Here is an 11,899-nt window from a genome sequence, read left to right as displayed (position 1 = left end):
AAACGCAAATTTTTTCAAATCATCGCTTTCTTCCCTTAAAATATTTTTTTAAGGCTCAATTTAACTTAAGCGGATTTTCTCTTATCAAAAATAAAAGTTTTTTGTATAAATTTTGATTTTTGATTTTCATATGTATCGAAATTCTGTCTCTTTTAGATGCAAAATGAAATTATTTTTCGAAATGCCCATAAATTTAGCCAATCTATGCTTTGCATAACCCCAGAAATTCTCGATTCCATTGATGTGATTTTTGCCTAACGCAAACTCGTTTTTGCTCACGCGATAATGCGCCTTTGCACCGAAATCTACTAATCCATCATACGCCTTCCAAGTGTCGCTATAAATGGTGCTAGATTCTAACTCCGCAAAGTTAGATAAAATAGGCAAAAGCTCGTTTGCAGAGCAGTTTTTAACGATTTAAGTATAAACGCAACCATTTCGTTTTAATACACCAAATACAGGCGTTTTTCTCCCTGCGCCACGCCCTCTTTTGCCCCTTACTCGCTTTGCTCCGAAATAACTCTCATCAATCTCAATTTCGCCATTTAATTTGGATATTTTTTCTCATTCTTTTAGCATAAGAATCCTAATTTGCTTAAAGATTTTACATAGTGTAACTTCTGAAATGTGAGTGATTTTTGATATTTTTGCAGCTTCAATATCCAAGCAAAAATATAATAAAATTGAACGAAATTTCGCCTCTCTGATTCGGGAACGAACTATATACTTGTTTTTCATCGCTGACATCATAACTTAAAGCTCCTTTGTTTGAGTTTAAGTTAAAGAGAGCCTTTTTTAAAAACATATTCTAGCCCCCCCCAGCTTAAAAATCGCTTAAATTAAGATGATTTGTGTGTGAGATTCTGCGAATCAAAACTCAGATTCTGCGATTCAAGCAAAATTCGCAGAATCTAGCCCAAAATTTTGCTAAAATTTTGCCAAAAACTTAAAGGCAAACTATGAGTAGAATTAACGAATCTGAAATCTTACAATTTATGTGCGAATCGCCCCTAAAAGAGCTAGGGCGAAAAGCGTATGATATTAAAAACGCCCTGCATAGCGACAAAATCACCACTTTTATCATCGATAGAAATATCAATTATACGAATATTTGCTGGGTGGATTGCAAGTTTTGCGCGTTTAAACGGCGCATTAGCGAAGAGGGCGGTTATATTTTGAGCTTTGATGAGATTGATGCCAAAATCGATGAGCTTATCGCTATCGGCGGGACGCAGATACTTTTTCAAGGCGGTGTGCACCCGACTTTGAAACTAGAATGGTATGAAAATTTGGTGCGCCATATCCACGAAAAATACCCAAATATCACCATTCACGGGTTTAGCGCGATTGAGATTGATTATATCGCCAAAGTTTCAAAGGTAAGCGTTGATGAGGTTTTGCAGACTTTGAAAAATGCTGGGCTTAGTTCTATACCGGGCGCAGGTGCGGAGGTTTTAAGCGATAGAGTGAGGGATATTATCGCGCCAAAGAAGCTAGATTCGGCTGAGTGGATAGCCATTCATCGCGCCGCGCATAAGCTTGATATGAAAACTACCGCTACGATGATGTTTGGGAGCGTTGATGATGAGCGCGACATTGTCAATCATTTTAAACTAATCCGTGATTTGCAAGATGAGACGGGCGGATTTCGCGCTTTTATTTTGTGGAGTTTTCAGCCTGACAATACTCCGCTAAAAGCGCAGTTTCCGCAAATGCAAAAGGCAAGTTCAAATCGCTATTTGCGCTATTTGGCTTCGGCGCGAATCTATTTGGATAATTTTAAAAATATCCAAAGCTCTTGGGTTACGCAAGGCGCGGGAGTAGGGCAACTAGCCCTTGCTTTTGGCGCAAATGATTTGGGTAGCACGATGATGGAGGAAAATGTCGTGGCAAGTGCGGGTGCGCGAAATTCGATGAATACGAATGATATGATAAAAGTAATTCGCGATGCGGGGGAGATTCCTGCGATTCGCGATACGGCGTATAATATTTTAAAAATGTGCTAGATTCTGCGATTTTTGTCAAAATTCGCAGAATCTATGGCAAATTTCGCTAGAATCTATCCTAAAATTGGAGAAAATATGAGAATTTTTATCACACTTTTTTTGGCATTAAATCTAACTTTTGGAGCGAATATGGGAGCAAAAGAAAATTTGGATTTTGTAGAAGTGAATGGCGCGAAAATCCCGCTAATCTATGAGCTATCAAACGCCCTGCCACTAGGCAATATCAGCATTATTTTTTATGGTGGCGGAAAGGTTTATGAAAACAAAGTCGCTTTGAGTGCGTTTAGCGCGGATTTACTAAATCGTGGAAGCAAAAAGAGTGGCGAAATCGATTTTGCTGACAAACTCGAATCAAATGCCATTTCGCTAGGCGTGGCAAGTGGTTTGGAGTCGCTTACATTTGAGCTAAGTTTTTTGAGTGAAAAGCGCGAAATTGCGTTTGAATTATTGAGCGAACTTTTGCAAAGCCCAAATTTTACAAGCGATGCCTTTAATCAAAGCCAAATCGCGCTAAAATCTGAGCTTTTGGCAAAGGAAAATAACTTTGATTATATCGCTGGGAAAAACCTAAATGCGCTCATTTTCAAAGGCACACCACTTGAAAATCCCGCACTTGGCGAGATAAGCGACATTGAAAAGATTAAATTAAGTGATGTCGAATCTTTTGTCAAAAACGCACTGACACTTGAAAACGCCGTGATTTTGGTAGGCGGGGACTTTGCGCTTGAATCCATTAAAAAAGATTTGACAAAATTGCTATCCATTTTGCCAAAGGGACAAAAAATCAAACGCACAAAATTCGCCCCAAGCGACAAAGCGCAAACCATTACGGCAAAAAAGCCCACAAAACAGGCTTATATTTACTTTGCATCGCCTTTTAAATTCGACTCTTATGAAAAAGACTTGCATAAAATGACGCTGATGAGCTTTATAATGGGAAGTTCGGGCTTTGGTTCGCGTGTGATGGAAGAGATTCGCGTAAAGCGCGGACTTGCCTATTCTGCGTATTTTTATGCTTCTGTAAATAGCGTAACTGCACAGAGTGCGGGATATTTGCAAACAAAGTTAGAAAACAAAGACACCGCGATTAACGCACTGCGCGAGATTATCGCTAATTTTATCAAAAAGGGCGTTACTCAAAAAGAGCTAGATGACGCAAAAAGCTACATTTTGGGTTCGCGTGTGCTTAGCAATGAGACGCTAAATCAGCGACTAAATAAGAAATTTCGCAATTTTTCGCGCGATTTGCCCCTAAACTACGATGAAATTTTGGTGCAAAAGATAAAAAATCTAACGCTTGGGGAGCTAAACGCCTACATTAAGGCGCATAGCGAGGTTAATAATCTAAGTTTTAGCGTGGTGGTGGATAAATAAGGGCTTAAATGCGTGGCGAATCGGCTTGTGTGGATAAAGAAGCACTTAATAAACTCGCCAAAATCGGCATTCGCAATCTCTATGAGGCGATTTTGTATGTGCCAAAATCCTACACGAATACCTTTTTAATGCGCGATTTGGGCGATTCAAGCGGGGCGATTTTCGTCCAAATCATCGACAAAAAGCGTCTATCAAAAATCCTAAAAATCCGCGCCTACGCGCCACATTTTGATTGCGACATTGACATAAATATTTTTCACCCAAAGCCCTTTCATAACGCGCTTTTTGCGGTGGGCAAGGAAATGTATTTGTTTGGCGTTGTGGAGCAGTTTAATGGCACATATCAAATAAATCAGCCCAAAATCATCACGCAAATCAATCAAATTGTGGCGAATTTTCCCACCACAAAGATGAAAAACGCGAATCTAAATGAGATTTTTCGCGAAGTGATTACGCGCCAATCGTTGGCAAGTTTGGGACTTGAATCTGCCTATATTAAGGCGATTTACACCATTTTTCACCCTAGCAATTCGGGCAATTCGTCTTTGGGTAATCATTTCGCAGATTTGGCGAATCGCCACAAGGCACGGACGCAAAGTCCGCTATCCTTGTGTCGATTCGCCAAAAACTACGAAAGCACTACCGCAAATACTAGAATTATTTTAAAAGAAAACGCAGAATCTGCCCCCACTTCGTCATTGCGAGGGAGCGAAGCGACCGAAGCAATCCAAGATTCTGCGAACGCAGAATCTATTTTAAATTGTCATATTGAGCGAAGCGAAATATCTCAAAATAGAGATTCTTCGCTCGTTTCACTCGCTCAGAATGACAAAATAATCGCAGAATCTAAAAATCTCCCATCCCTTGCGGAGGATTCACACAAAAATATCCCCCTCCCTTGCGGAGGGGGATTAAGGGGGTGGGTAGATTCACAAAATAATCATAATGCGAAATTTTCAAATAATGACTTTACCCACCCCCTAGCCCCCTCCGCAAGGGAGGGGGAAACGGACTTCACACTAGACTCCACAAACTATCTACGCGACTTCAAGCGCAATGGCGGACTTTTTGGCATTTATTTAGAAGCAATCAAATTTGTAGAAATTTTATACTACACGCGCTCATTAGCGGGAAAAAAGCGCGAATTTTTAGCCACAAATCGCCTAAATAACGCACCTTTGCTTGAATCTTTTATCAAAAACCTCCCATTTTCGCTCACACAAGGGCAGAGCAATGCAATCGCCTTTTTACGCGCAAAATTAGACAGCGAAAAAGCCACGCGTTGCGTTGTGATGGGCGATGTGGGCTGTGGCAAAACAATGGTGATTTTATCTTGCGTGGTTTTGACATATCCTAAAAAGTCCGTGCTACTTGCGCCTACCACGATTTTAGCGCAGCAACTCTACGCCGAATCAAAGAAATTTTTGCCCCCACAGATTCGCACCGCGCTTGTGATAAAGGATGGCAAACCTGCCGAATGCGACTTTCTTATCGGCACACATTCGCTTTTATATAAAAATTTGAGTGCGTTTGATTTGTTTATGACGGACGAACAGCACCGATTTGGCACGAATCAGCGACTAAAATTAGAAAAAATGCTTGAAGTTGATGGCAAAAAACCGCACAACATTCAATTCTCCGCAACGCCCATTCCGCGCACTATGGCGATGATTGAGGCGCAATTTATCGATTTTTGCTTTATCAAAGATTTGCCATATCCAAAAAATATTAGGACGCAAATCATCACAAGGCAGGGCTTTGGCGCACTTTTTTCGCATATCAAAGAGCAGATTGCGCTAAATAAGCAAGTCGCCATAATCTACCCGCTTGTGGAGCAAAGCGAGGGGATTGCCTATCAGTCGATTGCGGAGGGATTGCCCTTTTGGCAAAAGCACTTTGAGCGAGTTTTTGCCACGCACGGCAAGGACGCGGACAAAGAGCAGATTTTGGAGGCGTTTCGCAATACAAATGGCGCGATTTTGGTGGCAACTACGCTTTTTGAGGTGGGAATCTCACTGCCAAATCTCACAACTATCGCAATAGTGGGCGCAGAGCGACTTGGATTTGCCACGCTTCACCAGCTTCGCGGACGCGTTAGTCGCAATGGTGAGCAGGGATTTTGCTATCTTTACACAAACAACGCCGATTCAGCGCGGTTGAAAGAATTTAGCGAGACGGAAAATGGCTTTGAAATCGCGGAGTTAGACTTAAAATACCGCAATAGTGGCGATATTTTGCGCGGGATTCGCCAAAGTGGAGAACAATTCCGCTACTTTGACTTCGCAACGGATAAAGAGTTAGTAGAAAAAGCAGTGAAATGCGTGTGAATACTAAAATGGAAAAATATAAATTAGCGTGGTGTGAAATGTGCCAAATCGTGCGGGATTTTGTAAATTCGCAGAATCTCACAAATGCCTTAATTTATGGCATTGTGCTTTACGCAATCGCGCTTTTTGCCCTAATTCGCGGGGATATTTATTATGCCGATGATTTGTATCGCGCGGTTAGCGACTATCGCGGGAATTATTATGATAGATATATAACCGAATTTATTTTGACAAATGCGCTGACATTTGGCAAAGGCACGATGGATTTATCCCCGCTACCGCATATTTTTGGCGTTTGCTTTGTGGTGGCATCATCGATGATTTTGCTTTATCTTATTCGTGGCAAGTTTGATTTGCTCGGCGTTTTGGCGAGTTTGCCACTAGGTTTAAGTCCGCATTTTTTGCAGAATCTCTCTTATAAGTTTGATGCTTTAACGATGGGGATGGCGTTATTTTTTGCGATTGTGCCATTTTTGTTTCAAAATCAAAGGCGCATTTTTTGCGCTGTGAGCGTAGTTTGCCTACTTTTAATGCTTATGACTTATCAAGCGGCAAATGCAACTTATATCATTTTAAGTCTCTATTTCGCGCTATTTTCGCAGAATCTAAATTCAACAAACTCGCAGAATCCGCAGAATCTCACGCATTCGCAGAATCTAAAAGATAGCGCGATATTTTTGGGCGTTTGTGCGCTAAATCTACTCATCGCAACCGCCATTTACAAACTCGCGATTATGCGCCCTGTGAGCGAATACATCGTGGCATACACTTCGGATAAAATGCTCCCGCTAAATCTCGCGTTTATACTCGGCGTGTGGGAGAATTTCGCCACTTATGCCACCACTATTTTTGGCGATTTAAAAAGCACGGCATTTATTTGGCTAATCGCCCTAAACTGCGTGCTTTTCATCATAAATCGCAGAATCTGTGGCATTATTTTTCTCGCACTTGGATTTTTGGCAAGTTACGGACTTTACCTTGTGCTACAAAAACCGCTCTTTGAACCACGCGCATTTTACGGATTTAACGCGCTTGTGGCAATTATCATCATCGCAAATATTTCACATTTTATTTCTGCCCCCCCCCATTTGCAAAAAATCACGCATTATATTTCTTGCATTGTGGCGGTAATCACGGCGTATTTTCTCATCAGCTTCGCAAATATTTATGGCAACGCACTAAAAAAGCAAGATGAGTTTTTGGACTTTCGGGCGAACTTGCTTTTGAGCGATTTAGGTGCAAAAATCCCGCGTGGCGCGAGTATTACCATCGTTACGCCAAATTTCGCCACTTCGCCTGTGACAAAGCGATTTTACGAAAAATACGGGCATTTTAGGATACTTCCGCACCTTGCGGCGCAGGATGATGTTTGGCTGAATATGAAGCTACGCCACCTAAATGCGCCATATAATTTGAGTAATGATGAAGTGTGTAACTTTTTGCGCGAAAGATTTGGAGCGGAGCTAATCGCTAAAAACGCCCACCACACGATAGAAAAGAGCAAAAGTTGCTATATTGTAACGCTAAATTAGATGAAATCCGCAGAATCTGCAAATTTCGCAGAATCTCGTGTAAAAAAGTTACAAAAATCGCATTAAACAATAAAATTTATTATTTGCATAAGTTTTTTTAAGGTTATTTTTATAAAATTCGCATTCACTCTTTTGCAAAAAAGAGCAAATTTTTTTAAACGGAGAAATCAAATGTTAGTTACAAAACAAGCACCAAACTTCACTGCCGAGGCGATTAAGGCTGATGGCACTTTCGAAAATAGCTTTGAGCTATACAGCAATTTAGGTAAAAACGGCGCGATTTTATTTTTCTGGCCCAAAGACTTCACATTCGTCTGCCCCAGCGAAATCATCGCATTTAACAACCGCGTGAAAGAGTTTGAATCGCGAGGATTTAACCTTATTGGCATTTCAATCGACTCAAAAGAAGTGCATTTCGCGTGGCGCAACACACCCGTGAATGAAGGCGGTATCGGCGCGGTGGCGTTCCCGATGGTGAGCGATATCACAAAGTCGATTTCACGCGATTATGATGTGCTATTCAACGGCGCGGTGGCGTTGCGCGGGACTTTTATCATCGATAAAAATAAAATCATTCGCCACGCGACAATCAATGATTTACCACTCGGGCGCAATGTCGATGAGACTTTGAGAGTGGTGGATGCGATTTTGTTTGTCGAAGAGCACGGCGAAGTTTGCCCAGCGGGGTGGAACAAAGGCGATAAAGGTATGAAGCCAGATGCGGCAGGCGTGGCAAGCTACTTGGCAGAAAACGCTACGAAACTTTAATATTGCTTTGCGCTAATTGTGGGATTTCCCGCGATTGGCGAGAATGTGTGATTTACTTCGTCATTGCGAGATTCTGCGATTCGCAATCGTGGCAATCTATTTTGCAATCTAAAAAGTGGATTTGCAAGTGTGGGTCGGTGCTTCGCACAGACGCTTCGTTGTTTTCGCTTCGCTCAAACTGCCTCGCAATGACGAAAACACATTAGATTCTGCGAATTTCGTGCGAGATTCTGCGTTTTTCGTCAAATCGCAGAATCTAATGCAAAAAATCCAAATTTTCGCAGAATCTAAAAACATAATTTTCGCCGAATCTACTCTTTCATATTCACAAACTCATCGATTTCAACCCAATTTTGCGCATCAAAAATATTATCGCGCACCTTAAATGCCTTGCGAATATGCCATTTATCTATGCTGTGCTCTTGCAAACGCCACGAAATAGGCAGTGTGTGAAGTAACTCCCGATTTTGCGGATAATTTTGCAAAATATTTGGCGGCACATTTGGACATCCGCCTTTTAGATTCGCGCAAAAAATGCTCGCCACATCAAAGTTTGCCATCAAACGCTTATCCACCTTCAACTCTCCACGCGCCCCAAAATCCTTGAATAAAAATAGCACATCAGGACGCCAATCATTCTTATCCAAAATTGGCAGATTTATGCCATCATTGCCCCCGTGATCGCTCACAACCAAAATCTGCGTGTTATCATAAATCCCCGCATTTTTGAGATTTTTCACGAAATCGCGCAAATAATGCAAGGCACACGCTTCGGTGTCGTAATGCTGATAAAAATTAAGCATTCGATTAAAATTAGGATAATTCATTTTCACGCCGTGATTAAAGGCACTCCACGCACTCCACTTGCCTCCAAACTCGCATTTGCCGTCCTTAAAGTGCATACCAAACGGCAGGTGCGTAATCATCGAGTGGATAAATTTAAAAGTCGGTTTCGCAGAATCTACGCGCAGATTCTGCGTAAATGCGTAAAAATCGGCGGTGTGGCGGATATTTGCAAGGATTTTTGCTAGATACCAATCCGCCGAAAATATCCAATTGCCATCATTATAAATGCTACCACGAAGCTGTTTTGGCGCGAACTTAAAAAGTCCAAAGGCGAAGAGTTGCCCGATGGTGTTGCGATTATTTATCGATTTGGCGCGATAAATGCGCTCTTTTATGCCAAGATTTTCGCCCAAATAATCCACAAAAATCTCACTCGCAGAATCTATCGCAAAAATACCATTTTTCGCCAAATTGCCAATATCGCTCCCCGTGTAGGCATTTAGCGCGACTTGAAATCCGTTATTTGCAAAGGTTTGAGTTGTGCTCATAAATGCTTTTTCTATTTCATTTGCGAGATTCTGCGCTCGCTTATTCATATTATAAACCGCGTAATGTTCCCCGCCGATGAGCGTTGCCATCGTTTGCATTGTCGCATTACCCGAAGAAATCGCGTTTGGATAGAGCGTCCATCCATCTAACTCGCTTTTTAGGTGCGGAAACTGCTCGAAAATAAAAGGCGTATGCGAACCGCTAAACATATCAAGCACGATTACCACGATATTTTTGTCCGTTTTTGAGTATGAGAAAAGCGGAGATTCTGCGTAGGGTAGATTTGCGTTATTTACGATTTGGGGGGGGGTAGAAGTGTTAGATTCTGCAAAATTTATTTGATTTGCAAAATCCAAAGATTCCCCCTCCCTTGCGGAGGGGGTTAGGGGGTGGGTAGATTTTATTTTAGATTCTGCGAAATTCGCAGAATCTATGCGTTTTTTAGCGATTTGCACCGCATTCACGCCACTTACAACAATCAGCGTAACAAAAATGATTTTCCACACAAAGAGCAAATATTTTAGCGCAAACGCCACAAAAAGCGCGCCCCCGCAAAGCACCAAAACAAACTCCCTTGCGGCACTCACAAGCGCATTTTTATCATCAAAAGGCGTCCTTTGAAACACAAAGTGGTCCATCGCGCCATAATCGCCTGTGAAAATGAAACTATACGCAATGCCGATAAAAAGTGCCACACTTAACGCAAAGGCGGGGATTTTCTGCCACTTTTGCGGGATAAATGAAAGGGCATAAATCGCGCTAAAACTCGCCAATAAAAACGCCCCAAAGAGCGCACCAAGCGTCGCTTTTGTCTGCGTGCTATCAAACTGCGTAATATCGCTATTATAAAGCGCGTAGGGATTAAAAACGCAAATTAGAAGCGCAATGCAAAGGGTGGCAAAAATGGCGATTTGGGGGTAGGGATTCGCAGAAACTAGTGTGGGATTTGGGATTAACCCACCCCCTTTGTCCCCCGCGCGCATTTGGGAGGGGGAAATAGAGAAAGCCCCTCCCCTTGTGGGAGGGGTTTGGGGTGGGGTATTTTTTGTATTAGATTCTGCGAATTCTTTATCATATTGAGTTTTCGTAGAAAACAAAATATCTCTTAAAAATCTCACTTAAAATGCCTTGTAGTTTTTGCGAAAAATTATAGCAGATTCTGCGAATTGAAGTGCTGAAAGCGTGAAAGACTTTGGGGCAGATTCACCTAAAATGAGATTTGCCCCAAAAGATTATTTGTGATTATTTACCAAAGCGATATCGGTAACCCAAATTCACGGAGAATGGCTGATTTACGCCTTTTGCTCCGTGTAAGTTCCACCCGATGATTGGTAGTTTTAAAGTGGCGTCGATTCGACTATTTTTGCCGATGCCAAATGTCAAACCTGTCCTTGCGAAAAGTGGAGCATTGCCTTGCTCGTATTTTCCGCCCCACCAATATGAATACCCCACGCCAAGTCCTGCAAATGCGCCCACCGCACCAGAGCTAACGAAGTTGATGATGATATCCGCATTTCCTGTCAAGTCAAAGTGGCTATACGGGCTTGTAAGTCCGCCAGAATACACCGCCTCCAAAAACGCTCGTGCGCCAAAATATCCATTCACAAATCCCTCTGCGCCAAAGTTTAGAGAGACATTCCACGCGTCAAAATCAAAGCGTTGCTGATAGTCGCCATTGTAAATATTATACTGCGTAGAGTTGTGTCCTGCCTCTGTATTCATCGCATAACCGCCATCAAAACCTATAAACATACCCGCATTAGCGATTGCAGCGCAGGCAACTGCTGAAATTAGAACCTTTTTCATTGTAATTCCTTTCAATTAAAATATAGAGAAAATCTCTGCGTGTGTAAATCGGCGATATGAAATTTTTGTAAATTTAATTTTTATTTAATAAAATCGCAGATTAGATTGCCACGATTTTGCTACGCAAAATCTCGCAATGACGGAGTGGATAGAGCGGGGCAGATTCTGCGATTTAGCGTGTCATATCCAACTTTTTATCATAATCTTTCGTGCTAATTTCAAGCAAATTTAAAATCGTGTGAAATACAAAATCCTGCGAATACGCGCCATCTTTTCGCGCATTTAAAGTCTCAAAGTGCGGATTTTGCGGATTTTGAAACCACAAATATGATGGCACTTGCTTTTGCGTATTTGGCGCAAGTGCGTAGGGTAGTCCGCCGTGCATATATTGCGTGTATTCGCCCAAACTCTCCCCGTGGTCGCTCACATACCACAGCGCAGAATCTGGGATAGATTTCAGCATTTCAATGATTTGCGCCACTACAAAATCCGTGTAGATTAGCGAGTTGTCATAGCCATTTTTTAGGTGCTCTGTGTCGCATTTGCGGACTTCATCGCTTTTGCAAACGGGCAAAAATTTCTCAAAGTCCTTTGGATAGCGCAAATCATACCTTGCCCCGTGACTGCCTAAAAGTTGAATGATAATGAAGGTATTATTTGAATCGCGTGGATTTGTAGAATCTGCGCTAGATTCGGCGTTTTGCGCGTGATTCGTAGAATCTAATGCGGATTTTTCGCTAGATTCTGCGAT

General features: G+C 41.9%; 9 protein-coding genes and 1 pseudogene. 5 read left to right on the top strand and 5 right to left on the bottom strand.

Features of this window, described 5'->3' with window-relative positions; genetic code table 11:
- Positions 1 to 55 precede the first annotated feature (55 nt).
- Positions 56 to 750 (bottom strand): annotated as a pseudogene (locus ACWIUD_RS03285) (IS1595 family transposase).
- A gap of 209 nt (positions 751 to 959) precedes the next feature.
- On the opposite strand from ACWIUD_RS03285, the gene ACWIUD_RS03280 reads away from it, so the two are divergent.
- From ACWIUD_RS03280 to ACWIUD_RS03260, 5 genes are all read left to right on the top strand, one after another.
- Entirely contained in the window at positions 960 to 2,006 is a 1,047-nt protein-coding gene (locus ACWIUD_RS03280) for a dehypoxanthine futalosine cyclase (RefSeq protein WP_454146671.1), read from the top strand.
- Between the two features lie 75 nt (positions 2,007 to 2,081).
- The gene (locus ACWIUD_RS03275) at positions 2,082 to 3,380 is read left to right on the top strand and encodes a M16 family metallopeptidase (RefSeq protein WP_454146669.1); all 1,299 of its coding nucleotides are present in this window, start codon (positions 2,082 to 2,084) and stop codon (positions 3,378 to 3,380) included.
- An 8-nt stretch (positions 3,381 to 3,388) separates the two neighbouring features.
- The gene (gene recG, locus ACWIUD_RS03270; RefSeq protein ID WP_454146667.1) at positions 3,389 to 5,707 is read left to right on the top strand and encodes an ATP-dependent DNA helicase RecG; all 2,319 of its coding nucleotides are present in this window, start codon (positions 3,389 to 3,391) and stop codon (positions 5,705 to 5,707) included.
- Positions 5,698 to 7,239: a glucosyltransferase domain-containing protein gene (locus ACWIUD_RS03265; RefSeq protein ID WP_454146665.1), complete on the top strand. Its 1,542-nt coding sequence runs from the start codon at positions 5,698 to 5,700 to the stop codon at positions 7,237 to 7,239. The genes recG and ACWIUD_RS03265 overlap by 10 nt, the downstream gene beginning before the upstream one ends.
- A 171-nt stretch (positions 7,240 to 7,410) precedes the next feature.
- Positions 7,411 to 8,007 carry a redoxin domain-containing protein gene (locus ACWIUD_RS03260; protein ID WP_454146663.1) on the top strand — a complete coding sequence of 199 codons (597 nt, stop codon included), beginning with the start codon at positions 7,411 to 7,413 and terminating at the stop codon, positions 8,005 to 8,007.
- Positions 8,008 to 8,115: 108 nt separating this feature from the next.
- On the opposite strand, the gene ACWIUD_RS03255 is transcribed toward ACWIUD_RS03260, so the two are convergent.
- From ACWIUD_RS03255 to ACWIUD_RS03240, 4 genes are all read right to left on the bottom strand, one after another.
- A complete protein-coding gene (locus ACWIUD_RS03255; protein ID WP_454134998.1) occupies positions 8,116 to 8,304 on the bottom strand; it encodes a hypothetical protein in 189 nt (62 codons plus the stop codon).
- Positions 8,305 to 8,318: 14 nt separating this feature from the next.
- On the bottom strand, positions 8,319 to 10,460 hold the full coding sequence (locus ACWIUD_RS03250; RefSeq protein ID WP_454146661.1) for a sulfatase-like hydrolase/transferase: 2,142 nt from the start codon (positions 10,458 to 10,460) through the stop codon (positions 8,319 to 8,321).
- A 124-nt stretch (positions 10,461 to 10,584) separates the two neighbouring features.
- Positions 10,585 to 11,148, bottom strand: a complete 564-nt coding sequence (locus tag ACWIUD_RS03245; protein WP_454146659.1) for a hypothetical protein — start codon at positions 11,146 to 11,148, stop codon at positions 10,585 to 10,587.
- 172 nt (positions 11,149 to 11,320) lie between these two features.
- A complete protein-coding gene (locus ACWIUD_RS03240) occupies positions 11,321 to 11,899 on the bottom strand; it encodes a sulfatase-like hydrolase/transferase (protein WP_454146851.1) in 579 nt (192 codons plus the stop codon).

The sequence above is a fragment of the Helicobacter sp. 23-1044 genome (assembly GCF_053654695.1).
The sequence above is the reverse complement of the archived record's forward strand: the minus strand, read 5'-3'. Positions and strand labels throughout refer to the sequence as shown.